This window comes from candidate division WOR-3 bacterium (genome assembly GCA_039804165.1).
Classification (GTDB): Bacteria; Hydrothermota; UBA3072; order UBA3072; family UBA3072; genus JAFGHJ01.
Genome location: JBDRZZ010000007.1, coordinates 34,901 through 53,922, shown reverse-complemented (window position 1 = coordinate 53,922; position 19,022 = coordinate 34,901). Strand labels below are relative to the sequence as shown.

18 protein-coding genes are annotated in these 19,022 nt (G+C 32.1%); 3 read left to right on the top strand and 15 right to left on the bottom strand.

Annotated elements, in window-relative coordinates:
• Positions 1-55 precede the first annotated feature (55 nt).
• The 13 genes from ABIN61_04240 to ABIN61_04180 all read right to left on the bottom strand — a co-directional run bounded on the left by ABIN61_04240 (position 56) and on the right by ABIN61_04180 (position 12,839).
• The gene (locus tag ABIN61_04240) at positions 56-1,024 is read right to left on the bottom strand and encodes a UDP-glucuronic acid decarboxylase family protein (GenBank protein MEO0293417.1); all 969 of its coding nucleotides are present in this window, start codon (positions 1,022-1,024) and stop codon (positions 56-58) included.
• A gap of 58 nt (positions 1,025-1,082) precedes the next feature.
• The gene (locus tag ABIN61_04235) at positions 1,083-3,017 is read right to left on the bottom strand and encodes a sialate O-acetylesterase (GenBank protein MEO0293416.1); all 1,935 of its coding nucleotides are present in this window, start codon (positions 3,015-3,017) and stop codon (positions 1,083-1,085) included.
• Between the two features lie 10 nt (positions 3,018-3,027).
• Positions 3,028-4,437: an amidophosphoribosyltransferase gene (locus ABIN61_04230; GenBank protein ID MEO0293415.1), complete on the bottom strand. Its 1,410-nt coding sequence runs from the start codon at positions 4,435-4,437 to the stop codon at positions 3,028-3,030.
• Positions 4,438-4,454: 17 nt separating this feature from the next.
• Positions 4,455-5,615: an O-antigen ligase family protein gene (locus ABIN61_04225; protein MEO0293414.1), complete on the bottom strand. Its 1,161-nt coding sequence runs from the start codon at positions 5,613-5,615 to the stop codon at positions 4,455-4,457.
• A gap of 31 nt (positions 5,616-5,646) precedes the next feature.
• Positions 5,647-6,636: an endolytic transglycosylase MltG gene (mltG, locus tag ABIN61_04220; GenBank protein MEO0293413.1), complete on the bottom strand. Its 990-nt coding sequence runs from the start codon at positions 6,634-6,636 to the stop codon at positions 5,647-5,649.
• On the bottom strand, positions 6,626-7,021 hold the full coding sequence (gene ruvX, locus ABIN61_04215; GenBank protein ID MEO0293412.1) for a Holliday junction resolvase RuvX: 396 nt from the start codon (positions 7,019-7,021) through the stop codon (positions 6,626-6,628). The genes mltG and ruvX overlap by 11 nt, the downstream gene beginning before the upstream one ends.
• 48 nt (positions 7,022-7,069) lie before the next feature.
• Positions 7,070-8,233: an iron-containing alcohol dehydrogenase gene (locus tag ABIN61_04210; GenBank protein ID MEO0293411.1), complete on the bottom strand. Its 1,164-nt coding sequence runs from the start codon at positions 8,231-8,233 to the stop codon at positions 7,070-7,072.
• Positions 8,230-8,535 carry an antibiotic biosynthesis monooxygenase gene (locus ABIN61_04205; protein MEO0293410.1) on the bottom strand — a complete coding sequence of 102 codons (306 nt, stop codon included), beginning with the start codon at positions 8,533-8,535 and terminating at the stop codon, positions 8,230-8,232. The genes ABIN61_04210 and ABIN61_04205 overlap by 4 nt, the downstream gene beginning before the upstream one ends.
• Before the next feature lie 102 nt (positions 8,536-8,637).
• The gene (locus tag ABIN61_04200) at positions 8,638-9,294 is read right to left on the bottom strand and encodes a sugar transferase (GenBank protein ID MEO0293409.1); all 657 of its coding nucleotides are present in this window, start codon (positions 9,292-9,294) and stop codon (positions 8,638-8,640) included.
• 52 nt (positions 9,295-9,346) lie between these two features.
• Positions 9,347-10,330: an NAD-dependent epimerase/dehydratase family protein gene (locus tag ABIN61_04195; protein ID MEO0293408.1), complete on the bottom strand. Its 984-nt coding sequence runs from the start codon at positions 10,328-10,330 to the stop codon at positions 9,347-9,349.
• 67 nt (positions 10,331-10,397) lie between these two features.
• Entirely contained in the window at positions 10,398-10,919 is a 522-nt protein-coding gene (locus ABIN61_04190; GenBank protein MEO0293407.1) for an NUDIX hydrolase, read from the bottom strand.
• A complete protein-coding gene (locus ABIN61_04185; GenBank protein ID MEO0293406.1) occupies positions 10,900-12,210 on the bottom strand; it encodes a ComEC/Rec2 family competence protein in 1,311 nt (436 codons plus the stop codon). Before ABIN61_04185 ends, ABIN61_04190 begins: the two co-directional genes overlap by 20 nt.
• Before the next feature lie 5 nt (positions 12,211-12,215).
• Complete coding sequence (locus tag ABIN61_04180) at positions 12,216-12,839, bottom strand: DnaJ domain-containing protein (GenBank protein ID MEO0293405.1); 624 nt, start codon at positions 12,837-12,839, stop codon at positions 12,216-12,218.
• Positions 12,840-12,956: 117 nt separating this feature from the next.
• On the opposite strand from ABIN61_04180, the gene ABIN61_04175 reads away from it, so the two are divergent.
• Genes ABIN61_04175 through ABIN61_04165 form a run of 3 tightly spaced genes read left to right on the top strand, consistent with a single transcriptional unit; the run spans position 12,957 to position 16,193 of the window.
• Positions 12,957-14,096, top strand: coding sequence for a glycosyltransferase (locus ABIN61_04175; GenBank protein MEO0293404.1), 1,140 nt, complete (start codon positions 12,957-12,959; stop codon positions 14,094-14,096).
• Positions 14,089-15,174 carry an NAD-dependent epimerase/dehydratase family protein gene (locus tag ABIN61_04170; protein ID MEO0293403.1) on the top strand — a complete coding sequence of 362 codons (1,086 nt, stop codon included), beginning with the start codon at positions 14,089-14,091 and terminating at the stop codon, positions 15,172-15,174. Before ABIN61_04175 ends, ABIN61_04170 begins: the two co-directional genes overlap by 8 nt.
• Entirely contained in the window at positions 15,174-16,193 is a 1,020-nt protein-coding gene (locus tag ABIN61_04165; GenBank protein MEO0293402.1) for a lysylphosphatidylglycerol synthase transmembrane domain-containing protein, read from the top strand. Before ABIN61_04170 ends, ABIN61_04165 begins: the two co-directional genes overlap by 1 nt.
• Here the strand turns inward: ABIN61_04165 and ABIN61_04160 are convergent.
• Together ABIN61_04160 and ABIN61_04155 are read right to left on the bottom strand one after the other, a co-directional pair.
• Positions 16,135-17,469: an HD domain-containing phosphohydrolase gene (locus tag ABIN61_04160; GenBank protein ID MEO0293401.1), complete on the bottom strand. Its 1,335-nt coding sequence runs from the start codon at positions 17,467-17,469 to the stop codon at positions 16,135-16,137. The two genes, ABIN61_04165 and ABIN61_04160, sit on opposite strands and share 59 nt — an antisense overlap.
• Positions 17,456-19,006, bottom strand: coding sequence for a hypothetical protein (locus ABIN61_04155; protein ID MEO0293400.1), 1,551 nt, complete (start codon positions 19,004-19,006; stop codon positions 17,456-17,458). The genes ABIN61_04160 and ABIN61_04155 overlap by 14 nt, the downstream gene beginning before the upstream one ends.
• Positions 19,007-19,022 lie beyond the last annotated feature (16 nt).

Sequence of the window (19,022 nt, the reverse complement as noted above, 5' to 3'; positions counted from 1 at the left end):
ATTTTTTAACTAAAAGAAAGAGTGGGGCTTTGGAGTTAATCAAGCCCCACTCTTTTTATTCTAAGCCAAGTTCTTCTTTAAAATAAGGGAGAACTTTCTTAAGCCCTTCTTCTCTTTTTATCTTTGGCTCCCAATTTAGAAATTTTTTAGCTTTACTTATGTCAGGCCTTCTCTTTTTTGGATCGTTAATAGGCAAAGGCTTAAAAATAATTTTGCTTTTGCTTTTGGTGAGGCTTAAGATTTCTTTTGCGAAGTCAAGAATACTTATTTCGCTTGGATTCCCTAAATTGATTGGAGTATTTACATTAGAAAGCATCAATCTGTAAATCCCCTCAATTAAGTCATCTACATAACAGAAGGAGCGAGTTTGAGATCCATCTCCAAAAACTGTTATTGGCTCATTTCTTAAAGCCTGGCATATAAAAGTTGGCAAAACTCTTCCATCCTCAATGCGCATCCTTGGACCATAAGTATTAAAAATTCTCGCTATTTTTATATCTATTTTATGGACATTGTGGTAAGCTGTTGTGATTGCCTCAGCATACCTTTTCGCTTCATCATAAACACTTCTTGGCCCTACTGGGTTTACATTTCCCCAATATTCCTCAGTTTGAGGGGAGAGTTCTGGATCTCCATATACTTCTGAAGAAGAAGCTAAAAGAAAACTTGCTTTTTTAGCCTTTGCTAAGCCAAGTAAGTTATAGGTTCCAAGGGCTCCGACTTTTAAGGTATGAATTGGATATTTAAGGTAGTCTTTTGGACTTGCAGGACTTGCAAAATGAAGGATGTAATTTAATTCTCCTTCTATATTTACATAGCTTGTTACATCGTGATTTATAAAAGTAAAATTTTTGTTTTTAAAAAGATGTTGTATATTTTTTATCCTTCCTGTTATTAAGTTATCCATACATATAACATAATAACCTTCCTTTAACAATCTTTCACAAAGATGGGATCCTAAAAAGCCTGCTCCACCTGTTATTAAGACCCTTTTTGAGTTTTCATCTTTGACTTTTTCTTTCATTTTTTCTTCAATTCTATCTTGGGATAGAAATGTGTCAAGTAGTATTTAATTTTTAATATTATTCCCAATCATCGGTTCTAAAAGGAGAAGCTGGGAGCCCTTCTTTATTGTATAGATTCGCTTCCTCTGGATTATCTGCCCAAGCGTATCTAACAGCAATAGGATTTTTCACATTTTTATTCCAAACAATCACTTTATCTTTCTCAATTTTCGCTTTTGCCCATACAAATTTTTTATTGTGCCCCGCTATGGCAAAATGTTTAAGTTCTTTATTCCCTTTTGCCATAAGACCACTACCAACTTCCTTAAAGCTCAGAATTATCTTATTATCTTTTATCTCCATTGATTTGTAAATAGGCCCTGATGAAACAACATTCTCTTCACCATAAGCTATTTTTTGAGCAAGAAGGGAAAGACGCTTGCCCACATCTTTTTTATTTAGAGGATGGATGTCATTCCATTCTCCAATGTCAATTGTTACAGCCATTCCTGTATTTGGTAAAGATAAAGCCTTAAGTTGTGCTTCTCTTAAAAGCGCCCAATTACTTTCGGAAGGTTCTTTCTTTGCTTCCATAAAATTAGAAAGTTGGACAAAAAGAAATGGGAAGTCACCCTCTTGCCATTTTTCTCTCCAGTTTTTTATAAGAGCTGGGAATAGCTCTCTATACTCAATTGGTCTATCTGTATTGGATTCTCCTTGATACCATATTACTCCTTTAATACGATATTTGAGAAGAGGGGCAATCATTCCGTTAAATAGACCAACTGGCTTCCAGCTTATGAAAGTTTCTGGCAAAAGAGGCTCCATCTTTGCACCAAGTTGATATTTCCATTTTCCTTTCAAGTCAATTTTTTTGTTATTATAAGAGATCTCATAAGGTTTGTCTGGGACAAAACCTCCTATTCCTCTTTCACTTATAACTCTTATTACAATTATATTTTTCCCTTCTTTTAATAACCCCTCTGGAAGTTTATATCTTCTTGGAGGATATTGATAAGTAGTATTTCCTACAAAAACTCCATTTACAAATGTGGAGTCAGCATCTATAATTCTGCCTAAGATAAGTTCAGCTGGTTGCCCTGCCATAAATTTTGGTATGTTTACTTCTCGGCGGAACCATAAAACTCCATTTACAGGACCTAATTGATTAGCCCAGTAACCTGGGATTTTTATCTCAGGCCATTTAGATGCCTCAAATTTTGGGTTATACCATTTTTCAGATTCTTTATACCCCATATCTTTTTCTCTTAGTTCTTTATACCAATTTTGAATTCTTTCTCTATCTTCTTTTTTTATCTTGTTTATGAGAGAGCTATCCTTAAATCGCAAAGCCTCTTCGTAATAATGTGGGAATTGGTCTTTTAAAGCGTCTTCGCTCATCCAAGCTTCAGCTGGAGAACCTCCTAGACTCGCATTTATTATACCAATTGGGATTTTGTATTTTTCATAAAGCTCTCTACTGAAAAAATAAGCCACGCTTGAAAACTCAAGAACAGTTTCTGGATTTGTTTTTGTCCATTTCCCTCCTTTTAAATCTTCCTCAGGCTTATTAAAGTTATATTTTTCTGGAACCTTAAAGAATCTTATAAAACTGTTTTCTGAGGATGCGATTTCAGATTTATATATGTGGGAAACTCTTCGCATTGGTAATTCCATATTAGATTGTCCGGAAGCTACCCAAACATCACCGATTAGAATATCTTTTATAAAGAGAGTGTCTTTAGAATCCGTTATTTTCATTTCATGTGGGCCTCCAGCTATTAGCTTTGGTAAAGAAATTTCCCATTTTCCTGAATCATTAGTAGTGGTATTGTAAATAGAATCCAGAAAAACAATAGAAATTTTCTCCCCCTTTTTAGCCCAACCCCAAATTTTTAATTCTATATCTCTTTGTAAGACCATCCCATCACTTATAAGCTTTGGCAATTTTATCTCTCCATAAATTGTTATAGAAAGAAAGAATATAAAATAAAAGCTAAAAAACTTTTTCATTCTTTTCCTCCTAATCTAACTTTTCCTTTCCGTTCCAGCAATATGTGCATAAGTTTTCTTTTGGAAGACAAGTTGCTTTTATCAAATCTTCAAGTTCTTGATATTTTAAAGAAGTTACATTAAGGTCTTTTTCCATCTCCTTTATCATCCTAAGATATTCTTTTGAATTAGGGTCAAGATAAGGTTCTATATTATAGAGAGGCTTTTTATGAATTTTTTTAATGATCCTTCTTGCAAATAATTCTTCAATCTTCCTTGTTGAGAAAAGAAATTTGCAAGGAAACATAAGTGGAGGACAGGCAGGTCGGACGTGTATCTCTTTTGCACCTGCATTCCAGAGTTTAACCAAAAGATAATTTTTTAGTTGAGTTCCTCTAACAATAGAATCCTCTGTTATTATAAGTCTCTGTCCTTTGATGAGAGCGTCTGCGGTTATCTGTTTCATTAAAGCAATTAAGTTTCTTGTTTCCTGGCTTATTGGAACATAACTTCTTGCCCACCCTGGGGTATATTTAAGTAAAGGAGCTTTAACTGGAATTCCTGACTGAGAAGAATATCCATAGGCGTATGCCGTTCCTGAATCTGCAACTCCAGTGACAAGATCAGCTTTAACATTGTCTTTTTTCGCCATAAGCCTTCCAGAATACTCTCTAAATTCCTCTACGTTCTTTCCTTCATATTCTGAGGCTGGGAATCCTGTATACACATATAAAAAAGTGCATAATCTTAAGTCTTTACCAGGTTCTTTTAATACTTCTTTTTTGTCTTCATTTAAAAGCATTACTTCTCCAGGTCCAAGAAATTTCTTTGTAGAATATCCTAAATTTTTATAAGAGGAAGTTTCTGAAACGATAATTTTTGCTCCTTTTTTTTCTCCTAAGACAAGAGGGGTCCTACCATACTTATCTCTCGCAGCTATTAGACCTTCTTTTCCAAGAAGAAGTAAAGACATTGAACCTTCAATCCGAGAGTACATATATTCTATACCATCTAATAAGTCTTTCCCTCTATTAATAAGTTTTGCAATGAGTTCTATTTGATTTACATAACCATTAGACATTTCAGAAAAAATTTCTCCCTCTTTAACTAATTCAGCAGCGAGCTCAGTTTGGTTATTTATAAAACCTGCTCCACAGATTGAATACTCGCCAAATTTTAATCTTAGAATTAGAGGTTGTGAATCTCTATCGCTTATTACTCCAATTCCTGAATGTCCGTGCATATGTATATAGTCAAGATCCTCAACAAATCTTGTTTTGAATTGTGCCTTCTCTATTGTGTGGATTTTTTTATGCATTTTATTTCCATCAAAAATTGCAAGGCCACCATAAGAAGTCCCAAGATGTGAATGATAGTCAGTTGCATAAAGAAGTTCTTCTTTACAGTCTTTTTTTGAAACAATTCCAACAATTCCACTCATTATTTTTCTCCTTTTTATTAAATCAAATTTTTATTTTGAATACCACTTATTATTCCCATTCCTATCCAGAAAAGAAGACCAAGCCCTACCACATAAATAGTGTTGTCAATGAAATTGTGAATGAGAATTCCCCAAAAAGAAGAAAATAAAGCTTCCGAGATCCACTTTTTGTGAGTATGTTTTCTATTTAAGTTTTCATAACTACCTTTGAGGGCTCCTCCAAATAATAATAAAAGAGCAAATAAGCCTATAATCCCCGCTTCTACCATAAAATTTATATACATATTGTGAACATAAGGAGAACCTATTTTATGAGAGGGAGAGTACTTTGGGCATAAAAGATAATAATTGTGAATGCCTACTCCAGTGTATATTGAATGTTCTTCCCACATTTTGAGTCCAATCTTTATTCCTATTATTCTATTTGTGTCATTTTTATCTTTAAAGGTGTTTAAGAATCTCCATCTTAAATGAGGAGTTAAAAATGTTACTCCAATTAAGATAGTAAAAACCGCCAGAGCTAAAACTCTTTTTCTTTTTATAAAAAATAAGATTAATAAAGAAATAATTAAAGCTATTGTAGGCCCCCTTGAGAAAGTCAAGAAAAAAGCTACTGTTCCAAGAATTATTGCAAGCCAGTAAAATGTAAATCTTTTCTCTTCAATAGCAAAAGAGGCCAAAATTGGTAAACAAAATAAAATAAGAGAGGCCAAAATTAAGGGATTATGACAAACTGAGGTTATCCTTTCCTCTTTCATAGGGGTTATTATTGGGATTCCCTTATATACAAAAGAGGCTTTTGTTATATACTGAATTATTCCAATTGCGGATACAAAAGTAATTAACAAAGCTACCACGTTTAGAAATTTCTTTATTTGTTCTTCTTCCTTTATTAATTCTTTCCCAAGAAAATAAGCTAAAATATAAGAAAGAAAAGCAGAACCCGCATAAAAGCTATGTTTTTTATAAACTCCAAACAAAGAAGAAATTATAATGGCGAGAAGAAGAAAAAGCTGTAGTTTGTCTAAGAGATTAATTTTGAACTTCTTTTTACAAAATAATAATAAAATAAAGGAGATAAGAAATAAAGGAATTGAAAAATAAGCAGAAATAGGGGAAAAGAAAATCCCTGTGAGTAGAAAATAAAAAGCTGCATTTTGAAAAGAATGTTTTTTCACGATTATATTTATAACTCAAAAAAATAGAAAATCAAGATTTCGGTTTCTCTTTTCTCTCTTGAAGCTCTTTTTTCACTTGTAGATGTTCTTTATATGTCCGAGTAAATATATGGGTTCCTTTACCTGTAGCTACATAATATAAATAATCTGTTTTTGCAGGATAAAGAGCAGCTATTATTGATTTTTGGCCTGGATTGGCAATTGGCCCAGGGGGGAGTCCTTTATTCTGATAGGTGTTATAAGAAGATTCTATCTTAAGGTCTTTATATAAAACTCTATTTTTATGCCTTCCTAACGCATAAATCACTGTAGCATCTATTTGCAAAGGTAACTGTTTTTTTAGTCTATTGTATATTACTGAGGCAATTATTGGCTTTTCTCTATCTACCATTGCTTCTTTTTCAATCATAGAAGCTATTGTTAAAATCTCATGGAGATTAAATTTCATCTTTTCCACCTCAAAATATTCTCCTTTTGGGATAATTGAGAAGAGAGTAAAAACCATTTTTTTTATCACATTTTCTGCTCTTTCCCCTTTATAAAAAAAATAAGTGTTTGGGAAAAGATAACCTTCAAGAGTTTTCGCTTCTATCCCGAGTTCTTTAATGAAGTTCTTATCCCTTATAAGGGAGTCTATTCTTCTAACATCTATATCCAGTTCTTCTCTATGTTGCCAGAAAATATTTATAATTTCACTTGCTTTTAATCCTTCAGGGATTGTAATTTTTACAGTGAGTCTCCTCCTCTCAAGGAGACTTCTAATAACATTTCTTGGGTTCTCATAGATTTTAAATTTATACCAACCATAGGATAATGAACGGGATTTCTTCGTGAGAATAACTAAAAAATTAAAACCGATTCTGTCTTGGATTATTTTACTATCTTTTAAATTTTTGGAAATAACTTCTAAGTTATCCCCCTCTCTAATTTTTATTATAATATCTCTTTTCTTAGGAGAGAAAATTATTGGAAATAGAATTGATCCAATTAAAAAAATTAGAAGAAAACACTTAATTCTCATCAAGAAATTCTTTAAGAATCAAGGAGGCTGAAATTTTATCTATGAATCTTTTGTCTTTTGTTTTTCCCAATTGAGAAGCAATCTTTGTGGCTTCTTTTGTCGTAAAGCGCTCGTCTTGAAGTTTTACAGGGATATTCAATTCTTTCTGTATCTTTTTCTTCATTTCTTGGACAATTTTTGCTCTTTGTCCTATTTTGCCAGTTGTGGTTAACGGAAATCCAAGTATTATTCCTTTAAAATCGTATTCTTTATTCATTTCTTTAAGTTCTTTTATTAAGTGTTCAGTTTTAACAGTCTTTTTTGGGCTTGCTATCTTTACAAGCTCGTTACTTATTGCTATTCCAGTCCATTTTGTTCCTATATCTAAACCAATCCAATATTTCATTATTAAATTATAACCTTTTATATTTTATTTTTCAAGGGTTTTGAAAAATTAGAAAGCTTCTTTTATTATTTCTCTGAGTTCCTCATCAGTAAGGACAATTGGGTTTCCTTGCATACTACTTGATTTTTTAGCATTTTCAACAATCTCTTCTAACTTCTCTTTCTCTAATTTTAATTCGGAGAGGCAGGGAATATTAAAATTCCCATATAGATCTTCTATCCAGGAAATGAGATCCTTTTCTTCTGCTTTTTCTTTTCCTGTCACTATTTTTGCAATTTCTTTATATTTTATAAGAGTTGGAGAAAGAGGTTCTCTTTCCTTTAATGCTTTAATGTTCATCTTAATAACAAAAGGTAAGAGGATTCCGCAAAGTAGGCCGTGAGAAACATCGATAACACCACCCAAAGCTCCAGCGAATCCATGGACTGCTCCAAGTTTTGCGTTAGCAAGAGCAATTCCTCCAAAAAGACTTCCGATGCACATATCTTCTCTTGCTCTTGTGTTAGAACCATCCTTAATTACTTCAAGAATGGAACGACTTATTCTTTTAATTCCTTCTTTACATATTGAATCTGTTAAGGGATTTGATTTGTTTGAAACAAATGGTTCTATAACTTGAGTAAAAGCATCAAGACCTGTGTTTAAGGTAATTTCCTTAGGCATTGAATAGGTAAGAGCAGGATCAACAATTGCAATCCTGGGGAGCATAAAATTACTTCTAAGACTTACTTTAATAGAATGCTCTTTTGACTTTATAACAGCGTTTTTTGTAACTTCTGCTCCTGTGCCTGCTGTTGTAGGAACAGCTATGAAAGGAATGCCTGGATTCTTGAATGGTTTACCTTTGCCAATAACTTCTAAATAGTTAAAGAGATTTCCTTCGTTTGTGAGGAGAACAGCAATAGCCTTTCCTGTATCAATTGCACTTCCGCCACCAATTCCTATAACTACATCTACCTTTTTTCTTTTTCCTAACCCCAGACACTCTATAATTGTTTCTGTCGTTGGTTCACCTTCTACACTGTATATCTCCGGAGTTATTCTTTCTCTTATAAAAGAGTCGAAAAGAAAATTATATCTTTTTTGATTTTTACCTGTGACTATAAGAGGTCTTTTACCAAAGTTCAAAGCGTTTGAAGAAATTTCTTTTGAAGAACCTACTCCAAATATTATTTTTTCTGGGACTCTGAATTCAAAATTAATACTACTCACCAACCTGCCTCGGTAGGAAATATGTTTGTGTATTTTATACTATGTCTTGGGGTAGCCATCATCTTTTCTACTGTGTCTCTCCATTTTTTATAATGTTCAGTCTCCTTATGCTTACTAGCATCTTCTTGTTTTTTATAAACTTCCACAAGAATAAACTTGGTTTTATCATCAATTTGTTGGAGCACATCAAACCTAGCTATTCCAGGTTCTTTAACACTATTTTTAGCATTTTCTATCGTGGCTTTTTTAAAATCTTCTATATACTCTTCTTTTACATCTACATGAACGTGGACAATAAACATAAAAAACCTCCTTTTCTTTTATAAAAGTAGTAGTGTTTTTTTAAGAGTCAAGAGTTTCTTTTGGGTTGAAAACTTAGGTAGTTCCTTAAATCAATTTATTTTTTAATCCCACTTACCGAGGAAGCTTACAAAAAAAGAGATTAGAATAAGTTTTAAATCAAGGGTGAAACATTGCTTTTTTAAATATAACAAATCGTATTTTAATTTTCTTTCAAAATAATCATGCTTTCTTCTGTAAATTTGAGCCAGCCCTGTTAATCCCGGCTTCACTGAACATCTTTTATGAAAATCTGGAATTTCTTCCAAGTTTTCGTATCTACTTCCATTTATCTTTAGCTCCTCTGGATGAATTGGTCTTGGCCCTACAAAACTCATATTTCCTAGGAAGATAGAAATAAGTTGAGGGAGTTCATCCATTGCTGTTGCTCTTAAGAACTTTCCAACTCTTGTAACTCGTTGATTTAAAATTTCTCCTTTATGATTTACTGGAGATTCAAGGTGAGCATTTCTATCCATAGATCTAAATTTAAGAATTTTAAATATTTTTCCTCCTATCCCAATCCTCTTTTGTTTTATAAAAATGGGGCCTCCATCTTCCATAACAATAAAAATAGCAATAAGAACCCAAAAAGGGAAAGAAAGAATTAATCCTATTCCAGAAAGAAAAATGTCAAAAATTCTTTTAATATAAATGTATAATTTATTCTTTTTTTTAATTTTTTTATTCTCTTTTGTGCTTAACTCAAAAGATTTGATCATTTATAATATTTTATAATAATTTACTATTTCTGTCAAGTTTTTTTGGAATATTTTATAAATTTTTCTCTATTCTTTGATTTTGGATTTCTTTTTCAATCCAATTATAAGTTTTTTTAAGGCCCTCTTTTAAAGGTATAGAAGGTTCCCATCCAAGGACCTTTTTGATTAGAGTATTGTCAGAGTTTCTCCCTCTAACCCCTTGGGGTTTTGAAAGATCGTATTTTTTACTAATTTTTTTCCCAGAAATTTCAATTATTATATCTGCCATTTCGTCTATTGTCACTAATTCGTTTGAACCAATATTTAATGGTCCTTTAAACTCGGAATTCATTAATCTAATGCTTCCTTCTATGCAATCATCTATATAACAGAAAGATCTTGTTTGTTTCCCATCACCCCATATTTCAATCTCTCCTGGATTAGAGGCCAGAGCTACCTTTCTACAGAGAGCTGCAGGAGCTTTTTCTCTACCTCCTTCATATACTCCGAAGGGACCGTATATGTTATGATAACGTGCGATAGTAAAATTTAGTCTATAGTCTTTTCCAAAAGCTTCATAGAGCTTTTCGGCAAATAATTTTTCCCATCCATAAAATTGATCTGGTTGAGCAGGGATTGCATCTTCTTCCTTTAGAGGTTTTACTTTTGAGCTCAATTGTTTATATTCTGGATAGACACATGCCGAAGAAGAAAAGAATATTTTTTCTATCTTGTTTTCAATAGAAGCTCTAATTATGTTAATGTTTATAAGAGAATTGTTTTTCATAATTTCTGCCCCAACTTTTGTTATATATCCAATTCCTCCCATATCTGCTGCAAATTGATATACCAACTCAATTCCTTTTGTTGCTCTTAAGCAATTTTTGTAGTCTCTTAAATCAAGGGTTAATTTCTCTGAATAATAAGGTTCTTCCATAAAACCATCCCATTTTATATCAACGGCCCGGACGAAGTGTCCTTCTTTATATAGCCTTTTAGCCATATGGCTCCCTATGAAACCTCCAGCTCCACAGATTAAAATTTTCTTTTTAGACAAGTAACTCTCCTTTTTCTTTCTAATTTTATTAAATAAGTTTGTTTATGCAAGTAAAAAATTTCTTTATTTAAAAATTTTCTAAAATATGTTTAGCTATTCTTATAGCATCCCTATAAATTTCTTGTTTCAATTCAGGTAGTTCATCCCAAGAGAAAAAATCCACATCTATTGCATCATCTCTAGCTTTTGCTTTTCCTCCTGTTACTTCAACAAGAAAAGTAATTATAACAAGATCCCCATATATTTCTATTTTTTGAGAATAAACTCCAAGAAGATCTACAATTCTACCTCTTAAAGAAGTTTCTTCATAAAATTCTCTTAATGCCGCTTCTTCAGGACTTTCCCCTACTTCCATAAATCCTGAAGGAAGAGCCCACTCTCCTTTTGAAGGTTCTATACCCCTCTTTATAAGAACTATTTTGTTCTTTTTGAAACCTACAATTGATACACAAGGAAGAGGATTTTTGTAATCAACAAAACCGCAATAAACACAATTTTTTCTGTTTCTTCCTTCTATGAAACTAAGGCAAAGCTCTTTTCCACAAATAGGGCAGTAATGAAATTCTCTTTTATTCTTTGCTTTTTCCATATTTCCTTGAGAAAGTAAAAATTAGAATTAAATAAACTATATACAAAAGAAAACATCTATAGTCTTTTTCTGGAAGAGTTAAAATTGCAAAAGGGGAATTTTCTATTCCTATCATTATTTTATTAAATATAAAGCCAACTAACCAGAGAAAATTACCTGTAATCTCAGATAGAAAAGGGAGAAGTAACAACATAAAGCATCCTGAGATTAAAATTCCTGTTAAAGGGATAAGGATTAGATTCGCAAGAAGACTGAGTAAAGGAACATAACCAAAGTAAAAAGCAATTAAAGGAATAGTTCCAACTTGGGCGCTTAAGGTTATAAAAAAGGGAAGTAAAATCCAATGTTTAAACCAATTGTTTGGTATTTTTTCTAATTGCTCTTTTAATAGATTAAACATAATAAAAATTGAAAAAATAGCTAAAAAAGATAATTGAAAACTTATTGTAAATAAGCTTTTAGGGATTAAAAGTAGCATAAAAAGGCCTGTTACACAGAGAATATTTAAAAGATCGATATTTTTGTTTCTTATTTCTCCAATAGTCCAAAAAAAAGACATTATTGAAGCTCTAATTACGGGTGTCCGAAAACCTGAAAGGAGAGCATAAAAGAATATAAATAATTGTGATAGTAAAAGGGAGATATTCCTCTTTAATTGAAAAGCTCTCAAAAAAATGAAGACCACTGTGAAAGTAATCCCTATATGTAAACCACTTACTGCTAAAAGATGAGCAGCACCACAGGTTCTGAATCTTTTTTGGATGGAATAAGGAAGATTATCTCTTTTCCCAAGAGAAAGAGCCGAACAAATTTTTCCGACATCTCCTGGACAATACTTTTGAATTTTGTAATCAAAATAGTCCCTTAAAGAAAAAATTTTATTAAAAATTGTTGGGTAAGAGGTTTCTATATTAATATCCTTTAGCTTAGAATAACCATTTTTAAATTCAATAATTCCCTTGCCTTTAATAAAGAAGCCTTCTTTATTTGGTGTTCTTAGATACAATTCTCCTAAAACAAGGTCTATTATCCTGTCTCCAAAATAAATTCCTTTAAAATTTATCCTTTCTCCTATATGTTGGAAACCAATTTGTTGGTATAAACCTCCAGCAAAAAATAAAAGAATAAAGAGAAATATATCTATTTTTTTTATAAAATAAAAAATGGAAAAAAAGCAGATCCCTATAAGGAATATTCTTAAGTCTAAAAATGCCCCAACGGAAAGTCCTAATACAAAGGTAAAGAAAGGAAGTAATGCAGGTCTTTTTTTAAGAAATTCTTTTACGCTCACTAAAACTATTTTCTCTTAAAAAAGCTCCCTCCACCGTGATTTTTTAGCTTCTCATAGAAATTCTTTGCCTGTAAGTGATCTCTATCAAGTTTAAGAGCTCTTTTTGCATGGTCTAAAGCATGTCTATATTTACCGAGCTTAGCGTAACATTTGGCTAAGTTAAGATGGAGGTCCGCGCTTTCTTTATTTAATACAGCTTCTAGACAAAGATCTATGCCTTTACCATCCAATCCTGAGAGAACCAAAGATAGACCATAATAACTCTTATAAACTTCATTATTCTTATCAAGTGCAAAGGCTTTTCTAAAATATTTTGAAGCTCTTAAAGGGTCCGCAGAAAGGATTTTACACCCTTGCTCAAACAATTTTTCTCTACTTTCTCTTCTTTCTCTTTCTTCTTCTTCTTCAAATATCCCTAATTTACAATGTCTTATATATTCATTTCTTCTTTTTGGATCTTTAAGGGTAAGATAAGCACGGGTTATTTTCAGAAAATAAGGTAGGACCTTTTTAGCTTCTTCTGGAGATAAATGGTCAGGATGATATTTTGCAGCGAGTTTATAATATGCCTTTTTTATTTCAGCTTCACTAGCGTCTTCAGAAACGCCTAATAATCTAAAATATTCCATTGTTTTATTATAAATTTAAGAAAAATACGATAGATGTCAAGAGTTTTTTTAAACTTTCCTTAAGAATAATAAAGATGGGTTGACATATTTAAATTTTTGTTTTATAATTCTCGCTGTATGAAGAATCTTTGGATTGTTTATAGTTCAAGAAAAGGAGGACATAGATATCCGGCAGAGAGTCTCTTCGCCTACATAATGAATTATTATAGGGATAAATTTAAGAGTGTATGCATAAATTTTCTGGATTTCTGTTCATTGGCTTCTTTTTTTGACAGTTTTGGAAGATTCGCAGATTTAAAATTGAGAAAGATAACAAAAGTGTGTTATAAATCTGCAAAGGAAAATAGGAGTTCTTTGCTTATTCCTTATAAAAAAATAATCTCTTTAATTTTTAAAACTGGTAACCTTAAGAGAAAACTTCTTTCAAGTTTTGAGAGACCAGATTTGATTATATCAATTCAACCAGAAATAAATGCTATTGCTGGATTGCTAAAATTGTGGTTTGAGGTTCCAGTATATACTGTGATAATAGATCTTGTTGCTCATGGATTATGGGTAGATAAAAATATTGATCTTTTTTTTGTGCCGAATGAACTGGTGAAGAGAGAATTATTGAGATATGGAGTAGCAGCAAACAAAATTTTTATTACAGGAATTCCAATAAGAGAGGGTTTTAGAACCGTTTTTAAAAAAGAAAAAGACTCCTTAAGAAAATCTTTAGGAATAGAAATGGGATTACCAACAATTCTTATTATGGGTGGTCTACTTGGCGAGATGGTAAATTTTATTGAAATACTTGACTCTATTGGGAGAATAAAAATCCCTCATCAAACAATTTGTATTTTTGGAGAAAATATTGAAGGGAAAAAGGAAGTAGGGAAGATAAAATATCCATATAAATTATTAATAAGAGGGGTTACCGAAAATATTTATGATTGGATGTGGGCTTCAGATTTTATTGTTACAAAGCCCGGTTCTGTTACAATTGCTGAATTAACAGCTTTAGGGAAACCGGGTATCTTTGTTACTCCTCTTGCAGGTTCACTTCAGGAGACAAAATTTGCAGAACTTCTTGAAGAAGAGGAAGCTGGGGTTTGGGTTGAAAGAGGAGAAGATGTTGGTAAATGTATCCGGGAACTTCTCTTACGACCCGAAACAATCGAAAGAATTAAAAAAAACTCTCTCCTTTTTGGGGAGAGAAATCTCTATGCAACAGAAAAAATTATAGAATTTATCAGGAAGGAGTTTTATGGATAATGGAATAATACTTGTTACAGGCTCAGGTGGACTTATTGGATCAGAATCTGTGACTTTCTTTATAAAAAAGGGTTTCAAGGTAATAGGTATAGATAACGATATGAGAAAATATTTCTTTGGAGAGGAAGCTTCTACCTCCTGGAATATAGAGAGATTGAAAAAACTCTATAAGAAAGATTATATCCATTATGATGTTGATATAAGAGATTTCGAAAGTATAAGGAGAATTTTTTCTCAATATAAACCTTCTTGCATAATTCACACTGCAGCACAACCTTCTCATGATTGGGCGGCAAGGGAGCCTTTCACAGATTTTACAGTGAATGCGAATGGGACTTTGAATCTCCTTGAAGCGACAAGACAAATTGTTCCTGAAGCTGTATTCATATTTACATCTACCAATAAAGTTTATGGAGATACCCCGAACTCTTTGCCTCTAATTGAGTTAGAGAAAAGATATGAATTGCCAGAAGACCACTTTTATTATAACGGAATAGATGAGACAATGAGTATTGATTATAGCCTTCATTCTCTATTTGGAGCCTCAAAATTAGCGGCGGATATCCTTGTTCAAGAATATGGAAAATATTTTGGTATGAAAACCGTGTGTTTTAGAGGAGGATGTCTTACAGGTCCTTCTCATTCTGGAACAATGCTTCATGGGTTTCTTTCCTATATTGTGAGGTGTGCAATTACTGGGAAAAAATATCTTATATATGGATATAAAGGGAAACAGGTTAGAGATAACATCCATTCTTATGATCTTGTTAATGCTTTTTATCATTTCTTTAAAAACCCAAAAATTGGAGAAGTATATAACATTGGAGGGAGTAGATTTTCACATTGTTCAATGCTTGAGGCAATAGAACTTGTGGAAGAAATTTTAAAGAAGAAATTGAATTACGAATATAAAGAACAAAATAGGATAGGAGATCACATCTGGTATATAAGTTCTGTAAGGAAATTCAAAGCTCACTTCCCAAATTGGGATTTTGAAAAAGACCTTAGAACAATTCTTGAGGAAACCTGTGACTTTCAATCAACTCTTTATAAAAAAGGAGAAATTAAAGGATTTTAATGAATTTTGAAGAGAAAGGTTTCTATAAAGGTATTAGATTATTCCTTTTTATAAGTTTTCTCTCAATAACTGTAATTCTTTTAACCACTGTTAGTAAAGAAACAAAAAAGGGGCTTCAATTAATTTCTCCATTGTTTATTGGGATTACGCTTCTTTCCTCTTCTTTTAGTCAATTTTTTAATATATGGAGGCTTCGTTATATCATAAAAGCTATGGGGAAAAATTTAAGTTGGTCTGGTTCTTTTTATTACACAATAGGGGGGGCTTTCTTAGGAGGGATTACGCCTTTTCAGGTTGGAGGAATACCTCTTCAGTTATATTTATGTAAAAGAGAAAATATTACCATTCCAGAAGCAAGTGTGGCAATATTCACTCGGGGACTCTTATCTGCACTTGTGCTTCCATTATTAATTCCTCTTATCTATTATTATCGAGTTTATTTTACAAAAGGGATAATCCAGGGGATTATTAAATACGTTTCTATCTTTTATGGTTTACTTGTTTTACTCTTAATATTTGCTCTTTTGAAAACTGAATGGTTCATAAAAAAATTGAAGGGTAATTTTTTTAAAGGAATTTTAGAATTCAAAGAAGTTTTAGGGAAAGAGTTTTTCAAAAGGAAAAAAGATTTTTCAAAAGCATACATCCTAACAGCTATTTCTCTTTTCTTTAATTTTCTTATTGCCTTTTTTCTAATTCGTGGATTGGGGGTTGGTGTAGATTTCATAAAAGCCACGGTTATCCAGATCATTTTAACTTATGCTTTAGCCTTTATGCCTACCCCAGGAGCTTCTGGTCTTGCTGAGGGGAGTGCATATGGATTGTTTAAAGAACTTATGCCTCAGTCAATCCTTGGAGTTTATGTTATTCTTTGGAGATTCTTCACTGGATATCTTTGGATGATAATTGGGGGGTTTTCTTTAACTCGCCTTTTCTCTAAATTAAGAAAGAAGCAAAAACTTAGTTATGATGAGCCACAGCCGTTAAAACAGCACAAGGGTCAAAATCAACTTCGTTAGGAGATAGAGCTTTTATAATTTTGACTTCTTTTGGGAAGCTCTTTTTAATCTCTCCTTTATGCACAACAGCGACTTCTTTATCAGAAATCATTACCCCTTTTAGTCCTCCCTCAAGAAGAACTATTGAGCCAGGAGGATAAATCCCCATTATATCTAAAAATATCTTAACTAAAGAAGGGTCATAAATTTCCTTACTTTTTATTATATACTTGACAGCTTCAAAAGGAGTTCTTACCTCTTGGTAAACTCGGGGAGTTGTCATCGCATCATAGGAATCAACGATTCTTATAATTCTGGCAAAAAGAGTTGGCTTTTTTATGCTTAAATCGGGATAACCTGTTCCACAATAATCAATGTGATGTTCAAGAATGCCTCTAAGAGCAAAAACAGGAACTTCGTCAATTCCTTTTAAGAAAATTATTCTTTCAGCGGATAGATAAGGGTGTTGTTTCATCTTTTCGTATTCAACATTAGTAAGGATATCAGGTTTATTTAGAATATCTCCAGGAATATCTATTTTGCCAAGGTCATGGAAAAGCGCTGCAATTCCAAGTTCAAATAAGTCTTTTCTTGTAAGCCCAAGCTCTATCCCCATTGCTATAGCTAAAATGCAAACATTGGCAGAGTGATTAAAGGTGTAAGAACCTATATCTTTGATTATAGTTAAGGCGATCAAATAACTTCTTTCTTTAAGAAGAAGTTCAGAAAATTTCCTTACAATCCTTCGGGCCTCATAGATATTGGTTTCCTCTTCGGAGGAAATCCTCTTTAAATAAGAAATTGCGTCAAGAAGAGTAGAAACAGCTTCTTCCCTTACTGAAGCAAGGATGTCTTCTTTCTGTTTTACATTCTCTATTCTCCTTATTATTATTGATTTTACTCCTTCTTCTTCTAACTCAGCTAAAATTTCTTCAAAAGAATGACGGGATGAAGCGAGTTTCTTTCCTAAACAGCAAAGTAGAGATAGTAGCTCTTCAATAGGAGGAAGATTTGGGAAAAAGATCGTTCCTATCTCTAATGTTTTTAGATCATGAATAAGAGAAATATATCTTTCCATGAAACCCATTTCAACATTTGCTCTTTCATTATTAAAGAAGAGGTGATTATCAGAAATAGAGACTTCTATCTTGTTGAAATCTTTAAACAAAGATTCTAAAAATTGGTGGGTTTTTTCTACATGATGATAAAGAGTTCTACTTTTTGTTTGAAAAACCCGCGCTATATGGAGAGAAGAAGAGAAATATAAAATGAAGTTTCTGATATCATTTTCTTTCATATTTTTTTAAGATCTCCTCAACTGTTTTTTTAAGGCGTCTTCTTTTTCTATACTGTGAAATAATCTGGAGGGCTTTCTCATTTTTGTTTTTAGAGAGGATCCAAAGAGCCATTTCTTTAATCTCATAAATTTTTTCATTAAATAAATGTCTTTTACGAAGAATATCGCTAAAGATTTTTATTGCGTCGTCTGTAGAAAGAGAGCCAAGAAGTTCTAAAAGGGCTTTTATTTCATTTTTAGGAAGATTCCAAAAATTTTTGGAGATTATTATATTCTTTATGATTTCAAATTCTTCTGGATCCCATATTGCTTTAAGCTTTTCAAGAGCCATTGTTCTTACATCAGAGTTGGGATGACTTAAATATTGTAAGAGTTCTTTTCTTGGTAAGAGAGAAAATAGTATTTCTTGGACCTCTATGGAATTCCTTTTTTCAAATAATTCTTTTAAACATGGAATAAAATATGGATCCTTTAATTTCTTTATAATGAGCAATAAAATCTTAAAAACTTCATCTGAGACAGTAAAGAGTTTTGCCTTAAGTTTTTCCTTGTGTCCCGCAAATATATTTTTCAATATGGATAAAATTAAGTCCTTAACTATAAAATCTGTTGTGATCTCAAGTTCATTTATTAAGCTATCAACCGCTTTTATACCAACAAACTCGATTAGTTCAACAGCTTCCTCTTTTATTTTACTTGAAGCAGCACAGGATAAGCTCTTTACATATAATTGTAGAGCTTCCTCAGAAGTCAGCTTTTCTTTGATTTCTTCAATACTCTCAATAAAATCTCTTTTATTCTCTTCAATACTTTCTAACAACTTTTTCGTCTGATATAAAGCAGAAATGTTCCCACTAGATAGAAAATTAGGAATGGAATCTTTAAGAATTGAATAAAGACTTTTTCTCCTTCTATAGACTTTCTCGTAAGAGAGAAGATCTTTAATACTTTCAATTAATAGAAAATAAGCATTCTCTCTATCTAAAGAAAATTTCGGTTTGTAACTCAATCCTAAGGCTTTTTTCCCTTCGGAAGATTCCTTTTCTCCAACTTTAACAGAAAGAATCGCAATCTCATCACTTTTTATCCCTTTTGGAATTTTTATATCTTCATATTCACTTATTCCTTTCATTTTTTCCACAGCATGATAAATGATATGAGGGAATTTTTCTTCCCATAGGTCTTCTAAGAGTCCGACCTTAGAGGAATATTCTCTACTTGCAATAATTCTTATTAAAGACTCAAGTTCTTCTTTCTCTATCCCTTCAAGAAAAGTTAAAGACCTTATTCCATTCCGATACAGAAAAAGAGGAACAGAAGTGATACGTTTTGGGTCAGAATGCAACACTTTTGAATCGCTAATAATTTTATCTTCATTTATTAAAAGAACCACAGGCCCAGAGTTTTCCTGAACTTTTTTTAGACTCAAATAACTTTTATCTATAAAATCTCTCGTTGTATCTGATAGTTTCTGATATAATTTATGATTTTTAATTGCCTTTATAAAATTTGTAACAAAAAGACTCAAATCCTCCATTATAGTATAAATTTTA